Consider the following 25420-nt stretch of genomic DNA (forward strand, 5'->3'; position numbering starts at 1 on the left):
CTTCGTTAACTGGCGCAGGCTAGGCTGCGCATAGCCCGGTGGCTTTGGAAGTATTGCGTGACCATCATGACGGTTCTCTATGCGGCGGAAAAAATCCTGCCCGATAGTCTTCGCTGCAAAGTCGTAGCGGTAAGGCTCGGAACCGCACGAATTTTATCCAGCGAAACCGAAGCAACGCGCGCCCAACGCATGGCGCTGATCGCCTTCCTGATCCGCATCATCAGTGCTGGCATCGCCTTCGTATCGCAGATCATGCTTGCCCGCCTGATGGGTGAATTTGACTACGGCATTTTCGCCTTTGTCTGGGTCATGGTCATTCTGCTCGGCAACATGTCCTGTCTCGGTTTCCACGCCACCGTCATCCGTTTTCTGCCGGGATACAAGGCAGCGGGCGACAACCATCTGATCCGCGGCCTGACCGCCACAGCGCGTATTTTCGCACTCGTCTCTGCAAGTTTGGTGGCCGCAGCCGGTGCTGCCTTCCTGTATTTCTTCGGCGACATGATACCGGACTATTATCTGGTTCCGACCTTTCTGGGCGCCCTGATCCTGCCAATGATCGCACTCGGAGATGTGCTGGATGGCACGGCCAGAGCCAATGGCTGGCCGGTTTCCGCTCTCAGTCCAACCTACATCGTACGCCCGCTCTTGATCCTGATCTATATGCTGATCGCCATACTGGCGGGCGAACCTCACACTGCCACAACGGCAATGGTTGCCGGATTGGCAGCTGCCTACACGACAACTGTTCTGCAACTGCTGCTGATCAGCAAGAGGCTGGATCACACATTTGATCGCGGCAAAAGAACCATTCATTTCAGTCAATGGTTTCGCTTCGCCCTGCCGATTTTCGTCATCGATGGCATCGGTTTCATGATGACCAACGCAGATGTATTGGTGGTCGGCTTTTACCTGCCACCCGATCATGTCGGCATTTATTTCGCCGCCGCCAAAACCATCATTCTGGTGCAATTCGTCTTTTTTGCCGTCAAGGCTGCTGCATCACCGCGTTTTGCAGCCCTGATCGCCGACAATGACCGAGAAGGACTATCCACCTTTGCCGGGCAGTCAGCGCGCTGGACATTCTGGCCGTCGCTCGGTATCGGCGCCTGTGTACTGCTGGCAGGACCTCTGTTACTCTCTCTCTTTGGACCCGCCTTCACCCAGGGTTATAGTTTGATGTTCATTCTGTTTGCAGGTTTCCTGGCCAAGGCCAGTATTGGCCCGGCGGAGGCACTGCTGAACATGACCGGACACCAGAAACTGTGTGTTGGTATTTACGTCGCAACTCTGGTGTGCGGCATCATTCTCTATCTGACCCTGACGCCGCTTTACGGACTGATCGGAGCAGCAATTGCAACGGCAGCAATTACGGTCATCGAAACCGTTCTGTTGCATGTCGCGGTACGCCATACGCTTGGCATTGTGCTGTTTGCTTTCAAGTTTCCATTTGCGCGTGCCGACCGGAAAAAGGCAGCATGATCATGACCCCCAACCAGCGCCCCACCGACATGCAAACGGTTGAGACGCCAGCAGGCGCAAAGGCCAGTGGCATGAGCGATACGGTTGCCCCTTCTGCTGACAAGACCCTGCGGATTGGTCGCGAGGGCCGAGAGTTCTGCATATATCCCGCACAACTGGGCTATGACTTGCAGGAAGAACTCGACTTCCTCACCAACCGCGTGATGGAACCGAACGTCTTTTTCACCGGTCGTCTTCTGGCACCGGCCATGACACGTATCGATGAGCGCGCCGTGCGTTTTGCGCTGATCCGCGACCGCAATGAGCAGCGCAGCCGCATGCGCCTGCTGATGCCGTTCTCAGTCGAAAAGCCTGGTTTTTCGATAGGTCCATCCGTTATTCGTGTCTGGGCCAATCCGTTTGGACCACTTGGCACGCCGCTGGTGGATACCGAAGCCGCGGCCGAAACCATTGACACCCTGCTTGACGCCTTAAGCGATGACCGCGCCGATCTGCCCGACGTTCTTGTTCTGCCAGACCTGCGCCTGGATGGACCGTTTGCGCGTATGCTGAAAGCCATAGCACTCAGCCGCAACCTGCCACTGGCAACCGCTGAACAACATCAACGCCCGATGCTGCAAAGCTATGAGGATGGCGACGCCTATTTGAAAGAAACACTGGCCTCCAATCACCTGCGCGAAATGCGCCGGCAGTGGCGGCTTTTGGAGAAGGTCGGCACGCTGACCTACAATGTGGCCCGCCAGCCAAAGGACATTCGTTTCCGCCTTGAAGAATTTCTGGCATTGGAAGCCAGCGGCTGGAAGGGGCGCAAACGCTCTGCATTGGTGGATGACCGTTACCGCGCCGCATTTGCGCGTGAGGGTATCAACAACCTTGCAGAAAACGATGCGGCCCGTATCCACACTATTGACCTCGACGGACAGTCGATCGCCTCCATGGTGGTACTGATGGCGCAAGGCGAAGCCTACACCTGGAAAACGGCCTACAACGAAAACTACTCAAAATATTCGCCCGGCAAGCTGCTGACCTGGAAGCTGACGGACTGGCACCTCGATGACGCCAATATTTTACGGACCGACAGTTGCGCGGTCGAAGATCACCCCATTATGAGCCGCTTCTGGAAAGAGCGTGAAGAGATGGGAACATTGATCATCGGCTTGACACAGAAAAGCGACCGCGATGTGCGGCAAGTTTCGTCACAGGTCCATATGTATCGCAATACCCGCAGTATTGCGCGTATGTTGCGTCAGCGGATCATGTCGCTGGGCCGGCGCGGCGCCTGATCAACAACACGGCAACTGTCGAAGGACGAATAAATCACCCGCAAAGACATTTGCGGGTGATGGGTTTTAAGTGACGTGAGATCAAGGGGCGGTTTAGCGCGACGCCATCTGGATCATGCGGCAGAGCTGGGTCAGCGCTGCATCATAACCACCGCTACCAAGGATATCGACACAGCGACGTGCCAGCCGGATCTGCTCCGGACGAGACATGTTGTTGTAACCAACTATCGCGCGACGCAGAGCCGGATTTTTGGTGCCGGGATTGTTGACGCCAGGGTTTCCTGGTGTGCCAGGTGTCGTGGTGGTGCCACCAAGACCGAGACCCACACCCAGATTGACACCACCGGTTCCGGCATTCAGCCCCACGTTGGCTTTCAATCCACGGTCGCCGCCAACCGAGGCTTTTGCATTGGCACTGGCAAGGTCGCGACCGCCGACCGTGGCTCCGACATCGGCATTGACGCCATCGCGACCACCAACCGATGCGCTGACATCAGCACCGAGACCACCACTGCTGCGGCCACCAACGGAAGCGCCTGCATTAACGCCATCACGACCGCCAACCGAGGCACCCGCATCCAGCCCGTCTTTCGCATCGACGCTGACGCTCACACCTTTTTCACCACCAACATTGATGTCGAGAGCGTAGGCACCCACAGGCATAAGAAGGCAGGCGGAGACGAGAAGGCTGCTTGTTATTGTTTTCATGATCTTCCTCCAAATGTTGTTAGCCACGATCGGCTACAAACCATTGAAAGCGAAACTACATCAGCAGTTCCTTTAATTCATTTCATTTAATTAGACTTGACTAATGAATAAAATACAAAAGACACAGAACAAGGTATGTGCTGATATGAAACCAGGCGAAATGTCCCGTTTTGAAACAACCCTGTCTTTTTGCCGGGCAGGACACCCTATCGACGGGTGGTTTCAATCCGACCGACGCGGGCAAGCAGGATCACAGGCAATATACCGATGACAACAATGGCCAGCGCTGCAATTGATGCTTCCTCATAGGTACCGCGTGCCGCCTCGCCATAAAGGTGGGTGGCGAAAGTCTCAAAATTCAACGGACGCAGAAGAAGCGTTGCCGGAAGCTCCTTCACGCAGTCGACAAACACCAGCAAACCTGCAGCGGCCAGCGCCGCCCGTGACAGTGGAAAATGCACATGACGGAAGGTGCTACCAGCAGAGCGACCGAGTGTTCGCGACGCGTGATCAAAGGAGTGCGGTATGCGGCTAAAACCGGCATCGACACCGCCAGCAGCAATGGTCAAAAATCGCGCCGTATAGGCAAAGATCAGCGCTCCGCCGCTACCGATCATCAAAAGACCGGTCGAAACGCCAAACCAGCTTTGCGCAGTCGCATCGACGAAGCGATCAAAAGCCCCAAGCGCGATCAACACGCCAATCGCGATCACCGTACCGGGTGCTGCATAACCGATTGTCGACAGACGGTAGCTCCATAGGCTGGTTGCACCGGGCCTTAGCCGCATGGCGTAAACAACGATGATGCCACACAATAACGTTACGGCTGTCGCGACCCCTGCAAACACAAGCGTATTGCCTGCCTCACCGATGAGGCGGGGAGAAAGTCCGCTAAAGCGGAAGCGCTTCCAGGCCTCGATGACCAGATAGATCGCCGGGAACACGAAGCCCATCAGGATCGGCAGGCTTCCAGCGAGAAATGCCAGCCAGCCCTTGAGCCCAGATAGCCGCAGAGGCTGCAGCGGATGATTGCGCTGCGCAGATACGGAATACCGCTGTCTGCGACGCGCCCACCGTTCCAACGCAACAAGAGCAACGACGATGAACAGCATGAACAGGGCGATTTGCGATGCACCCGGCAGATCGGAACGGGTGACCCATGTCGTGTAGACGGACACTGTCAGCGTTCGTACACCCAGGAACTCGGACGCACCGATATCATTCAGCGCTTCCATCAGTGCGAGGCTGATGCCAACCGCTATGGCCGGACGCGCCAATGGCACCGCCACCCGTGCAAAGACACCGGTACGAGACGCGCCAAGGCTACGTGCAGCCTCGATCAGATTACCCGCCTGCGTCATGAACATCGCCCTCACGGGAATGTAGACATAAGGATACAGCACAACGCTGAGCAGGATGATGCAGCCAGTGGTCGAGCGAATATCCGACAGTCGGAACTCGCGCGGACTGGAGTAACCCAATACCCAGCGGATCAATTCCTGCACCGGACCGATCGGGTGCAGGATGTCGAGATAGGCGTAAGCGACGATATAGGTCGGCATGGCCAGCGGCAAAAGCAGCGCCCATTCCAGTATCTTGCGACCTGGAAAATCATGTGCGGCCACCAGCCAGGCGGCAAGTGTTCCAACAACTCCGGCAATGACCCCGACGCCAACGAGCAGAATCAGCGTGTCGGGCAATGCCGTTGCCAGAACCGATGCAGCCAGATGCGCCCACAGACCTTGCGAACCCTGCACCGCTTCAAAAAGCAATGCCAGAACCGGCAGCAGTGCCAAAAGCGCGATCAACACAGCGCCAACCAGCCAGATTTCCAGTTTACGACGTCTGGCCTTGCTTGCGGATTCGACGGCTGGGTTAAGGCTCACGTATCGACCTGCTCTTCAGGTAGGAATTATCATCTTGGCCGAATAGCATTTTAAACGGCCAAAGGCGCCCGTTCAAAACGAGCGCCTCGGTAGCATGTAACAAACTGATTATCAGTTGTCGAAGCCAACCTTTTCAGCCAGTTCGCTGGCCTGTTTGCGGTGGGTAACGATTTCCGAAAGCGTTTTGTTGTCGATCTTCAGTTCGCCGAACGAAGCAATGATCGGGTCGACAGAAGCACCCTGTCTGACCGGATATTCGTAGTTGGCTTCCGCGTAGATTTTCTGGGCTTCTGCGGAGACCAGATACTCAAGCAGCTTTACAGCGTTGTCCTTGTTGGGCGCGTTCTTGGCAACAGCAGCGCCCGATATGTTGACCTGCGTACCGCCGTTCTTGAAGGTTGGCAGAACGACCTTGATCGCTTCGCCCCACTTGATCTGGTCTTCACCACCCTTGCCCGAACGCATCAGGCCAACATAATAGGAGTTGGCAATACCGATATCGCAAATGCCGCCGAGGATATCCTTGGCAACATCACGGTCACCGCCACCAGCCTTGCGAGCGAGGTTGTCCTTGACGCCAGCGAGCCACTTTTCAGTTTCTTCTGCACCGTAATGGGCGACGTAGTCAGCAAACAGGGCCGTGTTGTACGGGTGCTGGCCAGAACGAATGCACACCTTGCCCTTCCACTTGGCATCAGCGAGGTCTTCATAGTTGAAGGACACCAGATCAAGATCCTTGGCAGCGTAGAGAACGCGGGCGCGCATCGAAAGTGCAAACCAGTTGCCGTCGGCGTCACGCAGTTCAGCTGGAACGGCTTCCTTGAGAACGGCGGAATCAACGGCCTGCGTCACACCCTTTTCAACCAGATCAACGAGGTTACCAGCATCAACGGTCATCAGGATGTCTGCAGGAGAGCTGGCGCCCTCGCTCAGAACGCGCTCAGCCAGACCGTCTTTCAGGAATACGGTATTGACCTTGATGCCGCTGTTGGTGGTGAAGGAATCGAGAAGCGGCTGAAGAAGAGCCGGTTCGCGTGTCGTGTAGATGTTCAGTTCAGTTGCCTGAGCTGCACCCGCCATGAACACGCTTGCGAGAAGTGCTGTCTTGAAAGAAATGACTTTGCTCATCTTAATCCCCTGTACTCCTAAGAAAAGTTACAGGCGGTCTGCATCATACATGACAAAGGATGTCAAGTTTATGCACTGGCAAATTCGGAGAAAATACTCACTTTAAGTTGATAGCACACCAAAAACACAGTGGATACCGACGCAAATACAACCCTAGATGAAAACAAGAACCGTTTCCTGCTTCACCTTAAGCTGCACACGATCAACGCCTTGAGGCAGGCGATCCATGCTGCGCACGCGCAGATTTTCACTCATGCCGGGAACCTGGATATTGAGTTGCTCGATCTCGCCAAGGAAGGTTCTGCCGGAAATAAAACCTTCCACCGAGCCGTTCAGCGCACCGTCTGCCGACAGGGAAATGGCACTGGGACGAATATAGGCAACGGCCTGCGCACCCTCGGGAAGTTTTTCAGGCGTCGTAAAGGCACCCAACCCGGTTTCAATCCGGCCATTGCGAATGACGCCATTGACCTTGTTGAAGGCACAGAAGAAATCCGCCGCATAACGGCAATTTGGTCTGTCGTGCAGATCATATCCACTGCCGGTTTGCACGATCTGGCCCTGCTGCATCAGTACCACACGATCACCGGCAGACAGCGCCTCCTCGGGATCATGTGTGACCATGATAGCCGTGGTGCCAAGACCACGTAGCAGTGAAAGCGTTTCTTCGCGCACGCTGTCACGCAGGCCACGGTCGAGATTGGAGAAGGGTTCATCCATCAGCAGAATAGCCGGACGTGGCGCAAGCGCTCTTGCCAGCGCCACGCGTTGCTGTTCACCACCGGAAAGGGTGTGTGGATAACGCGTCGCCAATGCCCGCAGCCCGACATGGTCGATCAGGGAATTGGCACGCTCACGTGCCTCGTCCTTTGGCACGCGGTTGAGGCCAAACATAACATTTCGCTCAACGGTCAAATGCGGGAACAATGCATAATCCTGAAAGACGAAACCGATATTGCGGTTTTCAGGTTCGACAAATGACGACGGCCCGGCAATCTCACGGCCATTCATGATCAGCGTGCCCTGATCAGGAGTTTCAACACCGGCAACAATTCTCAAAAGCGTCGACTTGCCGCAACCGGAACGCCCGACCAGGCAAATGATTTCGCCGCTGTTGACCGTGAGATCGATGTTGTTCAACACATCGGTCGGACCAAACCGTTTACCGATGTTTTTCAACTCAAGTGCAGCGACAGTCATTCACGTTATTCCATGCATACAGGCCGATATTCTTTGTTGATCGCGCAAATCAGGATTAAAGTCAAAACCAACACGCGGGCGAGTGGACACGAAAGCGGATTTTCATCGGAAAATTGTAGTCACCTACCGAAATCGACACACCGAAAAGGTGATATTTGCCACCGCATCTTGCGCCATCCGTCCGCACCGGACCAAAATACGTAATCCGGTCGCGTATTTTTTGACTGTAACAATCGTTACAGTGAGATTGACGTGTACGTTAGAGTTACATACATTTTGATCAGGCAGCTAATTCGGTTGGAGGACCGGAACGGCATGGACAGCAGGTGAGAGCCATTTGCCTCACACAAAACGCTGTGCGATAAGTTACGCTGGGAGGAGCGGCATGAACGACACGTTCAAAACTAAACCTGAAGGTTCTGCAAAGGATAAACCGTGGCTGGCGTCCTATCCGGAAGGTGTGCCTGCGGAAATTCCGCCATCGGCTTATAACTCCTTGCGCGATCTGATGGAGAAGAACTGCGCCGCTTATGCTGGCCGCAAAGTCTTCACCAGCATGGGCAAGTCGATCACCTACGCTGAACTTGAACAGGAAACACGCAAGGTCGCATCCTGGCTGCAGGCGCACGGTTTCCGTAAGGGTGACCGTATTGCGGTAATGATGCCCAATATCCTGCAAAACCCGATTGCTGTTTACGGTATTCTGCGGGCTGGCATGATTGTCGTTAACATCAACCCGCTCTACACCGCCCGTGAACTGACCTATCAGTTGAAGGATTCCGGTGCAAAAGTCCTGTTTGTACTTGAGAACTTTGCCCATACTGCCCAGCAGGCCATCGTCGGCACCGATATTCAAAATGTTGTTGTTGCCTCGATTGGTGACGTGTTCGGCGCCAAGGGTATCCTGATCAATTTCGTGCTGCGCCGAGTCAAGAAGATCGTGCCCAAATGGTCGATCTCCTGTGCGATCCGCTACACGGACATGATGAAGGAAGCCGGCCGCCTGAAAATGGTGCATACCGATATTGCACCGGAAGACGTGGCGTTTCTGCAATATACCGGCGGCACCACAGGAATCTCCAAGGGTGCGGTGCTGACGCACAACAATCTTTTGGCCAACAAGGCGCAGATTTCGCTGTGGCTTGATTCGGCACTGGCTGGCAAACAACGCCCGGAAAGCATGACTTTCCTCTGCGCCCTGCCGCTTTGCCACATCTTTGCATTGACGGTGAACTCGCTGATGGGCGTGGCACTGGGTGCTAACAACGTGCTGATTGCCAATCCGCGTGATATTCCGGCGCTGATCAAGGAAATGCGCCATCATCGTTTCCACGTATTCCCCGGCATCAACACCCTGTTCAATGCACTTTTGAACAATGACGACTTCAAGACGCTTGATTTCTCCGAGCTTCTTCTTGTGCTGGGCGGCGGCATGGCTGTTCAAAGACCCGTGGCGGAACGTTGGATGTCGGTAACCGGCCGCCCTATCAGCGAAGGGTATGGTCTGTCCGAGACATCACCAGTGGCAACCGTCAACCGGCTGGATGTCAATGATTTCACAGGCACCATTGGCCTGCCTATTCCGTCCACCGAAGTGGATATTCGGGACGAAAGCGACAACAGCCTGCCATTTGGCGAGGTTGGCGAAATCTGCATTCGTGGCCCGCAAGTCATGGCCGGCTACTGGCAAAGACCGGATGAAACCGCCAAGGTCATGGCAGCGGATGGTTACTTCCGCTCCGGCGACATGGGCTTCATGGATGAGCGCGGTTACACCAAAATCGTGGACCGCAAGAAGGACATGATCCTGGTGTCCGGCTTCAACGTGTACCCCAATGAAATCGAAGAAGTGGTCGCTTCACATCCCGGCGTGCTGGAATGCGCCGTGGTTGGCATTCCAGATGAACGGTCCGGTGAAGCCGTTAAACTATTCGTAGTCAAAAAAGACCCGAACCTGACGGCAGAAGAACTCAAGGCGTTCTGTGCTGAGAACATGACCAACTACAAACGCCCACGCCAGATCGAGTTCAGAACAGAACTGCCAAAAACCAATGTTGGCAAGATCCTGCGACGCGAACTGCGCAGCTGAAGACGGTATCATTCAGCGACAGAACGATGGTCGGCAAGAACATCGTTCTTTTGTCAAATACGCGCCTTGATTTGGCCTGCTGAAAGGGAATAGTTTCTGCATCCTTCCACGGAACTGAGGAACATTCCATGCAGGCTATCATCGAAAACCTGAAATCTACGGCTGCGGCCACATCCGCAACAGATATCAGGGCCGCTTTCGCCAATGACGCAAAGCGTTTCGACAATTTCAGCGCCCGTTTTGACGATCTGCTGATGGATTATTCCAAATGCGCAGTGAATGCCGAGATTGTTGACCTGCTTGAAAAGCTGGCAACGGCAGGTGGCGTTGCTGAAAAACGCGAAGAAATGTTCTCCGGCAAGGCGATCAACTTCACCGAAGATCGCGCCGTATTGCACACAGCTTTGCGCAACCGTTCCAACACTCCGGTCCTGGTTGACGGCAAGGACGTGATGCCTGATGTCAACGACGTTCTCGCCGCCATGGGCAAGTTCGCCGATGCAATTCGCTTGGGCACACTCAAAGGCGCAACCGGCAAAAAGATCACCGACGTCATCAATATCGGCATTGGTGGTTCGGACCTCGGCCCGGTCATGGCGACATTGTCACTCGCACCATTCCATGATGGTCCACGTGCGCACTTCGTATCCAACATTGATGGCGCGCATATTGCCGACACGCTGAAATCAATTGATCCTGAGACAGCACTGTTCATCGTTGCATCAAAAACATTCACCACCATCGAAACGATGACCAATGCGGCAACGGCACGCAAGTTCATCGCCGACAAACTGGGTGAAGACGCCGTAAAGCACCACTTCTGCGCAGTATCGACCGCATTGGACAAGGTCGCCGCCTTCGGCATCGAAAGTGACCGTATTTTCGGTTTCTGGGATTGGGTCGGCGGACGCTACTCCATTTGGTCGGCAATTGGTCTGCCATTGATGATTGCCATCGGGCCTGAAAACTTCGGCAAGTTCCTTGATGGCGCGCATGCGATGGACAAGCACTTCCGCGAAGCGCCATTCCGTCAAAACCTGCCAATGCTGCTGGGCCTTATCGGTTTTTACCATCGCAATGTGCTGGATTATCCAACCCGCGCCATTCTGCCTTACGACCAGCGGCTTTCGCGCTTTCCTGCCTATTTGCAGCAGCTCGACATGGAATCGAATGGCAAGGGCGTCACGATTGACGGCAAAGCCGTTGAAGGTCAGTCCGGCCCGGTTGTCTGGGGTGAACCCGGCACCAATGGACAGCATGCATTTTATCAGCTGATCCACCAGGGAACGAGCATCATCCCGGCTGAATTCATGATTGCCGCCAACGGCTTCGAGAAAGAATTGCGTCATCAGCACCAGTTGCTGATTTCCAATTGCCTTGCCCAGTCAGAGGCCCTGATGAAGGGTCGCACACTGGCAGAGGCCAAGGCACAGCTGACCTCAAAGGGGATGGACGACAAACAGGCCGATTTCATTGCGCCACATCGCGTCTTTACCGGCAACCGCCCCTCGATCACCTTCGTGTATGACCAACTGACACCATTTGCGCTTGGTCGCCTGATCGCACTCTATGAACACCGCGTTTTCGTGGAAGGCGTGCTGTTCCGTATCAACTCCTTCGACCAGTGGGGCGTGGAGCTTGGCAAGGAACTGGCAACGGGCCTGCTGCCGGTTGTGGAAGGCAAGGAAAAGGCCGATGGCCATGACAGTTCCACACAGGGGCTGGTGAAGGTTTTGGCCGGTCTGGCGAAATAACCAACAACACAAAATAAAAAAGCCGGGATATGCTCCCGGCTTTTTCATGAAAACCAAGCCTGTGTCTGTACGACTGGCTTGAACGTCAAGACCGCGCCAAATTTGGTGTCGCAAGATTGGTGGTACCGGGCTTTCTCAAAAGCAGCACTGACACAGCGGCAATCATGCACATGACACCTGCGATCTGCAAAGCGGGCATATAGGTTCCGAAATCATCCCTGAAATATCCTGCACCGAAGGCGGCGGTCGCAGCGCCAAGCTGGTGGCCAGTAAACACCCAACCAAAAACCAGACCGGCTTTTTCGCGTCCGAAATTCTCAGCCGCCAGCTTGACGGTTGGCGGAACGGTGGCAACCCAGTCCAGACCGTAAAATACCGCAAAGATCGACAGCTCCACCAGACTGAAACCCGAGAAGGAAAGGTAGATCAGCGATAGGCCACGCAGACCATAAAACCAGAACAGCAGGAAACGATTGTCAAAACGGTCCGACAGCCAGCCAGCAAATACCGTACCGAAGAAATCAAAGATGCCGATAACCGCCAGAGTGCCAGCCGCCGTCACCGCCGCCATCCCAAAATCTCCGCAAATCGAAATCCAGTGCGTTTGAATGAGCCCATTGGTCGACAGACCGCAGATGAAGAATGTTCCAAACAACACCCAGAATACCGGGTTTGTAGACACTTCCTTCAACACCAGCAGTGGCGAAACAAGTGTGGCAAGTAGTTTGTGATCCTGCTTGACCCGCGCAGTCACAGTCTCCTCACCATAGGCCGGTAAACCAACATCGGCCGGATAGTCACGCATCAGAAACAGCACGAGTAGCATTGCCAACACGATTACCGTGACAGCCAGCATCAGGGCTGTGCGCCAGCCATAGGCTTCGGTAAGTGCGGCAAGAATGGGTAAAAACACCAGCTGACCGGTTGCGTTGCTGGCAGTCATCAATCCAACAACCAGCCCGCGGCGTTTCGAGAACCAGCGTGTGGCGACCGTTGCACCAAGGACCAGCGCTGTCATGCCTGTGCCGACACCGATGACCACACCCCAGAGTGCGACGAGTTGCCAGACTTCCGTCATCAGAAACGATGTCAGGATGCCAAACAAAATCAGTGTCAGCGCCGTCAACACAACTTGGCGCACTCCAAAGTGGTTCATGAAGGCCGCAGTAAACGGTCCGAGAAGGCCAAAAAGCACCAGACGCACCGCCATGGCAAAAGAGATATCGGCAATGTCCCAGCCAAATTCCTGATGCAGCGGCTGGATCATCACCCCGGCGGAACCCATGGCACCGGCGGTCGCGAGCATGGTCAGAAATGTGGTCGACGCCACCACCCAGCCATAATGAAGATTTTTGCCAGCCATCCAGCCAGCAAGACGTTCGGAAAACATTGCACTTCCCTTTCCTGATCACTGGTGTTGCGTCGAAATACGGGTAGATACCCTTATTTGCGTGCATATACCCGCTTCATGATAAAAATTAGAGAGCTGCCAGCAGCTCCTGTAACTGTCTCGTTCTGTCAGGGCCCAACCGGGCCTCAATATCATCCTGCACGCCGTCCCAGAGCGGCGCACCCTCATTCAGAACCGCCTGCCCTTGCTCGGTGATAGACAACATAGCCTCGCGCTGGTCCTCGCCATGGCCAATTGCCACCAGCCCCATACGCTCCAGTACCTTGGCATTACGGCCGACCGTCGAACGGTCCAGTTCCGCTGCGGCAGCAACATCGGTCAGTGACGCCGGCGCCAGACGCCTGATCTTCCTTAGCAGACTGAACTGGCCGATATTTACCCCAAGCGGAGCCAGCGCCTCGTCATAATAGGACGAGACCTTCCGGGAGGCTTGGCGCAGCAATATGCAGTGACAGTTACTAGTTGACATAACCATGGGTATATACCCGTAAAACTATAATCGCAAGCGCCGGATTGACCAACACAATAGACCGACCGAGATGAGGTCACAACAACTGGCAGAAAGCTGCGATTATCTGATTGAAACACAAAGAAAAAGCCGGGGGATGATCCCGACTTTTCCATGATCCAAATTTTGAGGAGATCAGGCGAGACTGACCTGCGCGCGCGGCTTGACCCCGAGAATGATACCAATGCTGGCGACAGCAAGCACCAGACCACTGATACCGAAAACGCCGGTTGCGCCATTTGTGTCGAAGATAAAGCCGCCAACTGCCGCACCCATGCCGATGGCAAACTGGATGGAGGCAACCAGCAAACCGCCGGCACTTTCCGCTTCATCGGGAATGGTGCGCGCCAGCCATGTCGACCATGACACCGGCACCGCGCCGAACAGGAAACCCCACAGCGCAACAAGCACGGCAGACAGAGGCAGCGGCGGTTGTGTGGTCACAATCACGAATGCGATAGCAGCCATCAACAGTGGCAAGACGGCCAGCGACAGCTTGAGGCTACGCCCGATCAAAGATCCAGCCGTCAGCGTGCCCACAAAATTGGCCAATCCAAAGCCCAGCAACAGCGCCGAGACCATGCCAATATTGGCACCGATATCCATTTCCAGATACGGACGAAGGTAAGTGAAGAACGCAAAGTGTCCGCCAAATACCAGCGTTGCCGCCACCAGACCAAGCGCGATGCCTGGTCTTGCCAACACGGTACCAAGGGTGCGCAGGCTGCTTGTGCCTGAGGGGGCGAGCTTTGGCAGCGTCAGATACTGCATGATAAGGGCAACAACACCCAAACCGGCCGTCAACACGAAAACGAAACGCCAGCCGGCCATTTCACCGACGTAACTGCCAATCGGTGCCGCAACGATGGTTGCAGCAGACACACCGCTGAACACCATGGACAGGGCCCGCGGCACATTACGCGGCGGTACAAGGCGGATGACGATGGCCGTGGACATTGCCCAGAAACCGCCAAGCGCCACGCCCAACAGCAGACGCCCGAGCAAAAGCAGCGTAAAGCCGGGGGCAGCCGCCACCATAAGATTGGAAACAACCAGCAGCGCGGAGAAAAACATCATCAAATGGCGACGGTCAATGCGACGTGCAGCCGATGTGATCAGCAGGCTGGCAATCATGCCAACAACCGCTGTGACGGTAACAGCCTGTCCGGCCGCACCTTCGGTAATACCAAGTTCAGCAGCAATGGGGGTAAGAAGGCTTGCGGGCAGAAACTCTGCCGTCACCAGTCCAAATACACCGAGTGCCATGGAGGCCACGGCACCCCATGCAGGGGTTTCCGGGCCAGCCCCAGCCTGTGTAGGTTCAAAAGTCGGGTTCATCATCTTGTCCTTTGGGAGGGAAGGAATGATCTGAAGATAAACTGGACAGGCCGGACTATCTATGTCACAAAATCCGTCATGCTTGATCGAAAGTCCGAAAATCACAGCTTGCCAGATCCCGATCTCGTCAGTGAACTGCTGATGGGCATGCGACTTGTCGGCCTGAACTACAATCGCATCGAAGTTGCTCCGCCCTTTGGTCTGGCGTTTGGTGAGGTCGAGGGACGAGCACAATTTCACTTTGTGGCACGCGGTCCGGTCTATCTGAGAACACTGTCCGGTAGCCTGCATGAGATGAATACCGGTGACGCCGTTCTGTTGCCACGTGGTGGCGCACATTCCCTGCTGTCCAGCCCGGAAATGCCCTGCCAGAACATCCGTTCCTTCAACACTGCGCCGCTCTGCAATTCCGTCACCGCCATCAAGACCTGCAGCCCCGAGACACCGGTGGCTGAGCGCATCCTTGTTTTCAGCGGTTGCATGGAGTTTGACCTGGGCGGCCTGCACCCGCTTGTCGGATTGATGCCGGAAGTGATGTTTGTTGGCACCTTGATTAATCGTTACCCGGAATTGCTGCCGATGCTGGAGGCGATGGAGCGGGAAACGCGACAGGCCCGTGCCGGCTTTGCAGGCATTCTGGCGCGGCTTGCCGATGTGGTGGCCGCATTCATCGTGCGGGCGTGGGTCGAATGTGGCTGCGGCGATTCCTCCGGTTGGATTGCAGCGTTGCGCGATCCTCGCCTTGGTCGCGTTCTGCTTGCCATTCACAACAATCCCGGCCACGACTGGTCTCTGGCAGAACTTGCCAGCCAGATGGGTGCGTCACGCTCGGTTTTTGCCGAACGTTTTCTCGAAGTGACCGGCATAACACCGCTGCGTTATCTAACCGAGCTTCGCATGCGGCTTGCTTCGCAATGGATTGGCAAGGAACATATGCCGATTGAAACGGCCGCCCTGAAACTCGGTTACGGCTCACAGGCCGCATTCAGCCGTGCCTTCAAACGCATCATTGGCCATCCACCGGGCTCGCTGACCACAAAACACAGTGACCTGCCTCCGCCGCCCCATCATATCGCATAAAAAAACCGCCGGTTTCCCGGCGGTTTTGTCATTCACAGTACCCTCGCTTATTCAGCAGGAACGGCTGTCGGATCAAGCGCGTCTATGCCTTCAACACGGTCATAGGCGTCCTGATCGAGAATGCCTTGGCGTTTTGCAACGATGGTCGGGATAAGTGCCTGACCAGCCACGTTAACGGCAGTACGGCCCATGTCCAGAATAGGATCAACCGCAAGCAGCAGACCAACGCCCTGCAGAGGCAGGCCAAGGGTGGATAGCGTCAGCGTCAACATCACGGTGGCACCAGTCAGGCCAGCAGTTGCAGCGGAACCAAGTACCGAAACAAAGGCAATCAGCACATATTCCTGCACACCAAGCGGGATGCCGTAAAACTGCGCGACAAAGATCGCCGAAATGGCCGGATAGATTGCCGCGCAACCATCCATCTTTGTGGTCGCGCCGAGCGGCACGGCAAAGGCTGCATATTCGCGTGGTACGCCGAGATTACGTTCCGTAACCTGCTCGGTTACCGGCAGAGTGCCAATCGACGAACGGGAAACAAAGGCCAGCTGGATCGCAGGCCATGCACCGGCGAAGAACCGCACGGGGTTCAGCCCGTTTGTCGCCAGCACGATTGGATAGACGACGAAAAGCACGATCGCCAAACCGATGTAGATCGCAGCAGAGTACCAACCAAGCGATGCGAGCGCATCCCAGCCATAAACGGCAACGGCGTTGCCCAGAAGACCGATTGTGCCGATTGGCGTCAGGCGAATGACCCACCACAGAATCTTGCGGGTAATGGCAAGCAGCGAACGGTTGAAGGACAGGAACGGTTCAGCCTTTTCACCCACCTGCAAGGCGGCAATACCAACGGCAATCGAAACCACAAGGATCTGCAAGACGTTAAAGTTGAGCGATGTGGTGGCACCACTGTCATTGATCCGTGTTGATGCCTGCAGGCCTAGCACGTTGGAAGGGATAAGGCCTTTCAAGAAATCAAGCCACGAACCGGTACTGGAAGGTGCCGCGGCAGCCGTTGCGGCAACACCACTGTTGATCCCCGGCTGAATGACCAGACCAAGTACGATACCGATGAGAACCGCGATCAGTGCCGTAATCGCAAACCACAGCAGGGTCTGCCAGACGAGGCGCGCTGCATTGTTGAGTTCACGCAGGTTGGCGATACTGGCCACAATGGCCGTGAAAATCAGCAGAGGCACCAGGGCGCGCAGAAGCTGCACAAAGATGGAGCCAATGGTCGAAAGCGTCTGAACGAGCCAATTCGGGCCAGCATCGGTCGGGCCGATCTGGCGCGCGATGTAGCCGAGGACCAGGCCGATAGCCATGGCGACGAACACCTGAAAGCCGAACGAAGCGTAAAACGGCTTCTGCGCCCGCGAAGCGGATGTTGAACTAGACATTTTGCATTCCATTTGATGGAGATAAGAACAAACGTGGCAGCGGCTGATGAATGCGGCGCTGCGGTCTGCCTATATATTTGGCATTTCGCCTTAAATATCAACAGACACAATTGCGCGAAACCGACGCTTCACGAAAATTCATTCCTCCATACAGGCAATTAGCGGGATGCTTTGGCGGTAGCGTCGGCACAACCGCCTTGCTGATTGTCACGATTGCCCAGATAGTGAGCTTTGTCGACGCAGAATGAACTTCATCGGTACCGTAATGACAACAAGGCAGCAGATGATCAGGACGACGCCAACCCACCCCAACATAGGCAACCGTTCACCGATGATTGCAACTGCGAGCATTGCCGCAATGACCGGCTCGATAAGTGTAATCGTCGTCGCCATACTGGCGGGAATGCGCGCCAGTCCGATGCCGAAACAGATGTAACCAAGGAACATCGGTACGATCGCCATATAGAGGCCAACCGCCGCATTGTTCCACGAGGCGAGAAACGGTCCACCGGTCATAACCAGCACAGGCATCAGCAGTAGGCCACCAATACCGAAGGTCGCCCCCATGGCTGCGGATGACCGAATGCCCTGCAACATCAAACCGCGTGCCGTCCACGAATAAAGCGCATAGGTCAGGCCACCGACCAGACCCAATCCAATCCCGGCAATTGTCGAATGACCGCCGGTGAAGATTTCGGTGGAGGAACTTTCTGCTACGCACAGCAGCAACATGCCGGCAAGGCCGAGCAGCGCACCGCCCAACCAGCGTTTCGACAAACGTGCCCCATCGAAGAGATTTTCTATCACGGCAGACAGTAGTGGCGCCGAGCCAAGAGTAACCACCGTGCCAATCGTAACTCCGGCCAAACGCATCGATCCGTAAAAAGCCAGCGGATAAAGAGCCACCGCCAGCCCACCGAGGAACAGCTTGCGCCAATGCAAAGCCAGATCAGGAATGGAGCGACGGATACTTTTGGTCGCAATCGCGGCCTGTAACAGTCCGCCAATCCCCATGGCGGCAGCACCAATTGCAGCAGCGCTGACCTCTGGGGCGAACGTTGCCGCCGTACCGGTCGTACCCCAGACGACGGAAGCGAATATAACGGCCGCCACACCAATCCTGAAATCTTTTGGCGCAGTATTCATAATGTCTCCAGCAGGTCCGATGCCATGGCACGCGCTTCAATCACCAGCCCGCTGTTGCCTTCCAGCCCGGCGCGGGTAATGGCACCCTCCAGGAGAAAGGCCAGTTGTCGTGCGATCTTGATTGCACGAGGCCTGCCACTGCCAATCAGTTCGGCCAAATGATCGGCAAGCAGCCGTTCGACTTCTTCCTTATGAACACGCACCGCCTGGCGCCCGATGTCGCCAACGGTCAGTTCAGCCGCCGCATTCAGCAGGCCACATCCACGAAATCCACGTTCATAGGCATATTCGGCATGATCCTGATAGGCATCGAACACCGCCAGGATCCGGTCTTTGGGCGAATGCGCCTTGGCCAAACGCTCATCGTACAGGGCAAGCCATTCGGCATGGCGAACTTGCAGATACTGGTTTACCAGATCGGCCTTGGATGCAAAATTGTTGTAGAGGCTTTTCTTGGCAACGCCGGCGCGCTCCACAATGGCGTCAATGCCGGTTCCGGCAATGCCGTTCTCATAAAACAGCACCGCTGCCGCCCGTAAAAGACGTTCACGAGCACTTTCCGGCACGGTTATTTGCACATCGCTCATCAGCAACCTCATTAGTAGGTAGATCGGTCTACCTACTGATTGCAAAAACGTCAAGCTTCATGCGTGCCGTCCGCTATCGCCGACACACCGCTGCCGCCTCAACCGGAAGCATCCGTCAGGAGGGTTTGGCCATCACATCAACCCGCAGAAACAGGGTGACCACACCGATCCCGGCAGCGGTCAGCCAGGACCAGGCATAGAGCGGGGGAAAACCTTCGATGATGAAGGTCAAAATGGGCAGTGCCGCCATCGTCACCATCACAGTATAGGCGTCACAACGTTCGATACCAACCTGCAGAAGATAAAGCGGTGCCAAAACGGCGATCATTGTCACGGCAAGCAGATAGACGGACCATTCAATTGCTGGCAGGCCTGAGCCCAGTGTCATGACAAGGTGATGAGCACAGCACCGATACCGGCGGCCAGACTTGCAAGCAGACCAAGCCAGGCATTCTCACCAATGGAAGCAAAACCACTGCCCTTCACCGCAGCAAGCGCGAGAACACCACATCCAGCTAGCACACCCGCGCAGACCGCAATGCGCTGAACCGACGGTTTCTGACCGGTCAGAGCGAAGGTGATGATCACAGCCAGAACAGGACCGACACCAATTTCCACCGCACCGACAATCGCCGGTTCAATCAACTTCAGAGCATAAAAGAAAGTGAGAAAGGTCAGTGCCGTGCTGGCATTCAACAGAAGGAACGGCCCTCACGCTTTTTGCCCGACGCTACGGCGCGACAAAAGCAGGAAAAACACGGCCAGAAAGATCATCAACCGACTAAAACCGGCACCTGCCACTGACACAAATTTCTCCCCCAATCTACCCTGTGTCCGGGCAACCCTAACTGTAGAACACACATATGTGCTGTGTGCCCCAGGCAGTCATCCGGAGGCACACAGCACATTGCAAAACGCATCAAACGCTCGTTTTAAAGGCCTATTTCTTTGGCCCATGGCGGGTTTGCGCCCGCGCGGGAAACGGTGACAGCGGCAGCCTTGGAGCCGAGCGCCAACGCCTTGGTAATCGCCTCCTCGCTGAGCGTTGCAACCTGCGCCTTGGTCAGCAGTCCCTGCAACTTGAGCGAGGCCAAAATACCAGCATCAAATGTATCACCAGCACCGACCGTGTCGACAACCTCAACCTTCTGGCTTGGCACGAACACCTTGCGATCCCGGGTGTAACCGACAGCGCCTTCAGCACCCTTGGTCACCACCACCAGTTTGGTGCCATCCTTCAGCCAATGCGTGGCCATGGCGTCGAGGTCACCATTTAGACCAAACCACTCGAGGTCTTCATCGGAAAACTTGAGAATATCCGACATCGCAGCCATGCGGGTGATACGAGCCAGGTGTTTTTCCTTGTCCTTGATGAATCCCGGGCGGATATTCGGGTCGAGCGAGATGACGCGGGCGGCATGTTCGCGCTGCATCAGCGCCTCATAGGTGCTGCCGCATGGTTCGGGAATAAGGCTGATCGCACCAAAATGCATGGCCTCGCAGTCATCGCCCAGCGCCGGTAAGTCATCCTGCGACAACATTCTGAGTGCCGTGCCCTCATCATAGAAGGCGTAAGTCGCATGGCCATTGACCAGCTTCACAAAGGCAACGGTGGACGGACGATCCGAAAGTGCACAAAAGCTGTAATCGACATTGGCGGCCTTGAGGCTTTCAATCAGCACGTCACCCAGCATGTCCTTGGCAATGCCACAGAAAAAGCCGGAGGCAACACCAAGCCTTCCAAGCGCGATGGCCGTATTGAACACTGCGCCACCTGCATAAGGGGCATAACCTGCCTCCCCTTGCGTCGTTTGACGTGGCAGCATGTCGATCAAAGCTTCGCCGCAGCACAGGATCATTCGGTCCTCCTCACCCATATGAAAAATGAATCTGAAAATTCTTTGCGCTTTAAATCGATTTAACCGATGTTACGCAGAAAAACCAGATCAGGACGTTGGCAATTCGCTGACACCACCGTTGCGGCCAGACCAGGCCAGCGGCGCATCCAGAAACGCTTCTACCTCAGCCAAAGTATTGTCATCGAACAGCTTGTCAGCCTTGGCAACAGCCAGCACATCGCGCCATGTGGCGATGTAGTGCAGCTTGACATTACCGGCTGCAAAACGCTGTTCCGCTTCCGGGAAAATGCCGTAATAAAAAAGCGCAATGCCATGATCAACGATGCCACCGGCCGCACGGATTGCATCAATGAAGGTAAACATCGAACCACCGGCTGTCGTCAGGTCTTCAATGACCAGAACACGCGAACCTTCAGGCATGTTGCCCTCGATCTGCGCATTACGGCCATGGCCCTTTGGCTTCTTGCGGCAGTAAATCATTGGCAGCGAAAGACGCTCGGACAGGAAAGCGGCAAAGGGAATGCCAGCCGTTTCACCACCGGCAACACAGTCGAACTTTTCAAAACCTGCGTCGCGCATCACAGTTGCCGCGGCAAAGTCCATCGCCGTTGAGCGAATGCGCGGATAGGAAATCAGCTTGCGCATGTCGATGTAAACAGGGCTCGCCATGCCGGACGCGAACTTGTACGGCTGGTCGGCGGAAAAATGCACAGCCTTGATTTCCCAGAGCATTTTGGCGACGATTTCTGCCATGACGGCGCGATCTGTAAAGTTGGCATGGATCATCTGGCTCTCCTTGGGCGTCTTTGGCTTTTCAAAATTTAGTAAATGGGTGTTGCCGCTCAGGCCACATCCCAATGCAATGGGAACATCGGGTCAAACACCGTCACGATGCCGGCACCGGTTTCCCGCTTGGTTGGGAAGGCGACAGGCTCATCACGTTTTACCAGCGTGATCGTCTCATCATTCGGGGCAAGGCCATACCATGCCGGACCGTTGAGAGACGTGAAGGCCTCCAGCTTATCGAGTGCATTGTCCTGTTCAAACACATGCGCGAGGCAGCTCATGGTGTTGATCGAGGTGTAGACGCCGGCGCAACCACAGGCGCATTCCTTCAACGGATCGATATGCGGCGCAGAATCTGTGCCGAGGAAGAAACGTGCGTCGCCGGATGTTGCTGCAGCACGCAGCGCAAGACGATGTTCTTCACGTTTGGCAACCGGCAGGCAGTAATAATGTGGTTTGATACCGCCGACCAGAATAGCGTTGCGATTGATGATCAGGTGATGCGTGGTAATCGAACCAGCGAGATTAGCCTTGGAGGATTTGATGTAATCCACGCCATCTTTTGTGGTGACATGTTCCATCGTCACTTTCAGCTCCGGGAGGCGCTTGCGCAGCGGCTCAAGAACCGTTTCGATAAACACGGCCTCGCGGTCGAAAATATCGACCTCAGGCGTTGTGACTTCACCATGCACGCAAAGCGGTAGACCGATCTTCGCCATACGCTCCAGAACGGGCATGGCCTTGTCCATGTCACGAACGCCGCCGTGGGAATTTGTGGTGGCGCCAGCCGGATAAAGCTTCACGGCGGTGATCAGGCCGCTGTTCTTGCCGGCCTCAACATCGTCCGCCTCGGTGTGTTCGGTCAGGTAAAGCGTCATCAGCGGCTCGAACTTATGGCCAGACGGAATAGCCTTGACGATGCGATCCTTATAGGCCTGCGCATCCTCGGTCGTGACAACAGGCGGCACGAGGTTCGGCATGATGATCGCACGGGCGAAATCCTTCGACGTATCGCCGATCACGCCTTCGAGCATGGCGCCATCGCGCAAATGCAGGTGCCAGTCATCAGGGCGGCGAAGGGTGATCGAATTCATCGTGCGGACCTCGGGTGCTGTATGGAATGCGGCAACCGCTTAACACCTTTTGCACCGGGGATACAGCCGCTGAACAGGTTTCAGCGGCTGTAAATGCATTTTTTCAGCAGTAAGGACCGATCTCAGACCGGCGTTAGATACCGCCTGCCTCTGGTCCCCACACATCGGTCATCGCAAAACCGTCCGCCAGCGGATCAAACGGGTCCAGACCCACTTGGTGCAGGCCGAATGTAAATCCACGACCGGCAATGGTCGGGATGACAGCCGGGCGACCGGCAACTTCAGTCAAGGCGGAAAGTCCAACCTCGAATTCCGAACCAATGATGGAACGCGATGTGTATTCGTCACCGAGTTTGACCTTGCCGCGCGCATAAAGCGTCGCGAGATTGGCCGAGTTGCCGGTTCCGCATGGCGAACGGTCAGCACGCCCCGGCCACATGGTGGTGCAGGTGCGGATGGAGCCATCCGCATCCACATCGCGGAACATCACATAGGCAACACCTGAGATCGCCGGGATTTCAGGATGAACAACCGGCACCGAACGGTTGACGATGTCTTTCAGCACCATGCCCGCCGCCACCAGCTTGGCTGCATTGGCCTTGTCGATGGTCAAGCCGATCTGCCGCACATCCACCAGTGCATAAAAAATGCCGCCATAAGCGATATCCATCGTCACCGGGCCCCACTCCGCCGTGTCGATGCTGACATCAAGCTCGTGAACAAAAGACGGCACCATGGTCAGCTTGACCTTTTCACAGCGTCCGTCCCGGCAGGTGGCGGTTGCTTTGACGAGGCCAGCAGCCGTTTCAAGAATGATCACCGTTTCCGGCTCTTTCATCTCCACCATGCCGCTTTCCAGCAGCGCCGTTGTGGCGCAGATGGAGTTCGACCCGGAACTGGCATGAGCCTGGTCCGGCTGCAGGATAACAAATGCCGCATGGGCGTCCGGATGTTTCGGTGGCAGCAACAGATTGACCGACCCCATCGGCGTGCCCCGCGGTTCAAGCGTCAGGAAGCGTCGAAGCTCGGTACCTTTCGGATCGGTATTCACCCAGTGAAGCTGTTCAGCAATGCTGTTGCCAGGGATTTTCGGCGCGCCACCAACGACGACGCGACCGATTTCGCCTTCACAATGCACATCGAGAAGCTGAAGTGTGCGTTTCCAACGCATGATATTCTCTCCGAAAATCAACCACGGCGAACAATGCCGCCATTCACATGATGCGACCTAGTCTTAAGCAATACTCAACTGCATGCAGTTTGTATATTGAATAATTTTGTTTACCGGCAACAGTTTTACGGAGATCAGCGACGGTTACAGACGGCACGATCGCGATTGACGGAAAGATCGCAATTAACACCTGACGAACCCAATGCCGACTCGTTGACCACACTACCGGCCGTATCCCCGACCGAACCAATTGTGTTGCCAAGCGAACGACCGAAACGTTCAACCTGCTGACCATAATTGTCGCGGGTGCGCGGATCGAACACCGCAATCGGCGCGCTGACCACCACGCTGGCCGCCGTGCCAACGGTTTGCGCCGCCCCAATTCCAACGGCGCCAATTGCCTCGCCAAGGCCAACATCAGAGTCCGTTACTGTCTGTCCGGCAATCAACCGGTCGCCAATCAACCGCACCACTTCGGGGCTTTCGGCAAATTTACCGTGATTGAGATTGTCTCCTGACTTCAGCTTGGTGAGATCGAGAACCGTAATGCCGGCCTTTTCAAGCTGCGAGGCATAAGGCTCTACCGTCGGATCAATCTGTCCCAGACGGTCGACATTGCCAGAGATGCGGCGAGACAGGGTTAAGGCCCGGTCGTCCTGCGAAACGAACAGCGTGAACTTCGGCGGCGTCGTACCAAGTGCCGTGTACTGACGGCTGAACACGTCCACATCCAGATCAGGTGCGGCAAGAATGACATTTTTGATCTTCGGATTCACACGACCATTACGAATGGCCATCTGCCGCAGCGATTCCACCGCAAGCCAGGTACCCATGGAGTGCGCCATCACGGTGATCTCACCAACCGACTTGTCTTTAGCAAGACGGGTCAGCATTTCCTCCAACGCGTCACGGGAATAGTTGGTGCTTTCCTTGTCGTAATTATAATCGAAGATGCTGGCGCGTGATGGCCACGTAAACACCACTGGCACCACGTCCGTACCGGAATCATGCACGATCTGCGCAAAGCGATAGACCGATTCTTCGTAGCGGTTGTTGAAACCATGCACGAAGACCAGCACACGGCGGTCCTTGGAAAGGTGCTTCTTCACCCAGGAAAAACCGGATGCCTCACCGATAACCGGCTCAACTGAAACCGTGGTGAAATCCTTAAGCGGGTTGGCCGGCAATTTTTTTGGCCACTGTACCTGCCCGACCTTGCGGTTGGCTTGGGGTGGGATGGATACGGTCACAGCGTCGATCTTGAGGCCGGTGCCACGCTCTCCGCCAAACAGGATTGCGGTATTATCAGAGGGAGCACGGGTCGTCGCAACGAGAAGATTGACTTCAGACGTGCCCGGTACTGTCGTTCCGGTTGGGGTCATCACGCCGATTGGACGCCCACCACAGCCGGTCAACACGGCAAATACCATAAACACTGCCGCACATTTTGTGCGCATTCCAAAGGGCATAGATTCATTCTCCCCGAACGATGGAGCCTTCGTCAAAA

Annotated in this window: 22 protein-coding genes; 5 read left to right on the forward strand and 17 right to left on the reverse strand. The window is 55.6% G+C overall.

What is annotated here, in order from left to right:
• Positions 1-66: 66 nt before the first annotated feature.
• Positions 67-1482, forward strand: a complete 1416-nt coding sequence (locus tag IB237_RS24860; protein ID WP_192491560.1) for a lipopolysaccharide biosynthesis protein — start codon at positions 67-69, stop codon at positions 1480-1482.
• Between the two features lie 29 nt (positions 1483-1511).
• Positions 1512-2765 (forward strand): GNAT family N-acetyltransferase, encoded by a 1254-nt coding sequence (locus IB237_RS24865; RefSeq protein WP_192491561.1) that lies wholly within the window; start codon positions 1512-1514, stop codon positions 2763-2765.
• Between the two features lie 93 nt (positions 2766-2858).
• Here the strand turns inward: IB237_RS24865 and IB237_RS24870 are convergent, their stop codons facing one another.
• The 4 genes from IB237_RS24870 to IB237_RS24885 form a co-directional block, all read right to left on the reverse strand.
• Entirely contained in the window at positions 2859-3473 is a 615-nt protein-coding gene (locus IB237_RS24870; protein ID WP_192491441.1) for a hypothetical protein, read from the reverse strand.
• Positions 3474-3679: 206 nt separating this feature from the next.
• On the reverse strand, positions 3680-5359 hold the full coding sequence (locus IB237_RS24875) for an ABC transporter permease (RefSeq protein ID WP_371815407.1): 1680 nt from the start codon (positions 5357-5359) through the stop codon (positions 3680-3682).
• 111 nt (positions 5360-5470) lie between these two features.
• Positions 5471-6487, reverse strand: coding sequence for an extracellular solute-binding protein (locus tag IB237_RS24880; RefSeq protein ID WP_192491442.1), 1017 nt, complete (start codon positions 6485-6487; stop codon positions 5471-5473).
• 153 nt (positions 6488-6640) lie between these two features.
• A complete protein-coding gene (locus IB237_RS24885) occupies positions 6641-7687 on the reverse strand; it encodes an ABC transporter ATP-binding protein (RefSeq protein ID WP_192491443.1) in 1047 nt (348 codons plus the stop codon).
• A gap of 385 nt (positions 7688-8072) precedes the next feature.
• On the opposite strand from IB237_RS24885, the gene IB237_RS24890 reads away from it, so the two are divergent.
• Both IB237_RS24890 and pgi read left to right on the forward strand, forming a co-directional pair.
• Complete coding sequence (locus IB237_RS24890; RefSeq protein ID WP_192491444.1) at positions 8073-9776, forward strand: long-chain-fatty-acid--CoA ligase; 1704 nt, start codon at positions 8073-8075, stop codon at positions 9774-9776.
• A 128-nt stretch (positions 9777-9904) separates the two neighbouring features.
• Entirely contained in the window at positions 9905-11530 is a 1626-nt protein-coding gene (pgi, locus tag IB237_RS24895; RefSeq protein WP_192491445.1) for a glucose-6-phosphate isomerase, read from the forward strand.
• Positions 11531-11615: 85 nt separating this feature from the next.
• Here the strand turns inward: pgi and IB237_RS24900 are convergent, their stop codons facing one another.
• The 3 genes from IB237_RS24900 to IB237_RS24910 form a co-directional block, all read right to left on the reverse strand.
• Complete coding sequence (locus IB237_RS24900) at positions 11616-12920, reverse strand: MFS transporter (RefSeq protein WP_192491446.1); 1305 nt, start codon at positions 12918-12920, stop codon at positions 11616-11618.
• Positions 12921-13008: 88 nt separating this feature from the next.
• Complete coding sequence (locus tag IB237_RS24905) at positions 13009-13410, reverse strand: MarR family winged helix-turn-helix transcriptional regulator (protein WP_192491563.1); 402 nt, start codon at positions 13408-13410, stop codon at positions 13009-13011.
• 174 nt (positions 13411-13584) lie between these two features.
• Complete coding sequence (locus tag IB237_RS24910) at positions 13585-14787, reverse strand: MFS transporter (protein WP_192491447.1); 1203 nt, start codon at positions 14785-14787, stop codon at positions 13585-13587.
• Between the two features lie 78 nt (positions 14788-14865).
• Here IB237_RS24910 and IB237_RS24915 point away from each other — a divergent pair, with 78 nt between their 5' ends.
• The gene (locus tag IB237_RS24915) at positions 14866-15867 is read left to right on the forward strand and encodes an AraC family transcriptional regulator (protein ID WP_192491448.1); all 1002 of its coding nucleotides are present in this window, start codon (positions 14866-14868) and stop codon (positions 15865-15867) included.
• 47 nt (positions 15868-15914) lie between these two features.
• Here IB237_RS24915 and IB237_RS24920 read toward each other — a convergent pair whose 3' ends face one another.
• The 10 genes from IB237_RS24920 to IB237_RS24960 form a co-directional block, all read right to left on the reverse strand.
• Positions 15915-17270, reverse strand: coding sequence for a dicarboxylate/amino acid:cation symporter (locus IB237_RS24920; protein WP_192491449.1), 1356 nt, complete (start codon positions 17268-17270; stop codon positions 15915-15917).
• 207 nt (positions 17271-17477) lie between these two features.
• Positions 17478-18416: a DMT family transporter gene (locus IB237_RS24925; RefSeq protein WP_192491450.1), complete on the reverse strand. Its 939-nt coding sequence runs from the start codon at positions 18414-18416 to the stop codon at positions 17478-17480.
• Positions 18413-19003, reverse strand: coding sequence for a TetR/AcrR family transcriptional regulator (locus IB237_RS24930; protein ID WP_192491451.1), 591 nt, complete (start codon positions 19001-19003; stop codon positions 18413-18415). The genes IB237_RS24925 and IB237_RS24930 overlap by 4 nt, the downstream gene beginning before the upstream one ends.
• Positions 19004-19118: 115 nt before the next feature.
• Positions 19119-19391: a hypothetical protein gene (locus IB237_RS26360; protein ID WP_246788297.1), complete on the reverse strand. Its 273-nt coding sequence runs from the start codon at positions 19389-19391 to the stop codon at positions 19119-19121.
• Positions 19388-19699 carry a hypothetical protein gene (locus tag IB237_RS26365; protein ID WP_246788299.1) on the reverse strand — a complete coding sequence of 104 codons (312 nt, stop codon included), beginning with the start codon at positions 19697-19699 and terminating at the stop codon, positions 19388-19390. Before IB237_RS26365 ends, IB237_RS26360 begins: the two co-directional genes overlap by 4 nt.
• Positions 19700-19935: 236 nt before the next feature.
• Positions 19936-20862, reverse strand: a complete 927-nt coding sequence (locus IB237_RS24940) for a carbohydrate kinase (protein WP_192491452.1) — start codon at positions 20860-20862, stop codon at positions 19936-19938.
• An 87-nt stretch (positions 20863-20949) separates the two neighbouring features.
• Positions 20950-21648 (reverse strand): orotate phosphoribosyltransferase, encoded by a 699-nt coding sequence (locus IB237_RS24945; RefSeq protein WP_192491453.1) that lies wholly within the window; start codon positions 21646-21648, stop codon positions 20950-20952.
• A gap of 56 nt (positions 21649-21704) precedes the next feature.
• Positions 21705-22742 (reverse strand): dihydroorotase, encoded by a 1038-nt coding sequence (gene pyrC / locus IB237_RS24950; RefSeq protein WP_192491454.1) that lies wholly within the window; start codon positions 22740-22742, stop codon positions 21705-21707.
• Between the two features lie 133 nt (positions 22743-22875).
• A complete protein-coding gene (locus IB237_RS24955) occupies positions 22876-23913 on the reverse strand; it encodes a 4-hydroxyproline epimerase (protein WP_192491455.1) in 1038 nt (345 codons plus the stop codon).
• A 134-nt stretch (positions 23914-24047) separates the two neighbouring features.
• A complete protein-coding gene (locus IB237_RS24960; RefSeq protein ID WP_192491564.1) occupies positions 24048-25370 on the reverse strand; it encodes an alpha/beta hydrolase in 1323 nt (440 codons plus the stop codon).
• Positions 25371-25420 lie beyond the last annotated feature (50 nt).

Origin of the sequence: Agrobacterium sp. AGB01 (assembly GCF_014851585.1) — a bacterium.
Classification (GTDB): Bacteria; Pseudomonadota; Alphaproteobacteria; order Rhizobiales; family Rhizobiaceae; genus Agrobacterium.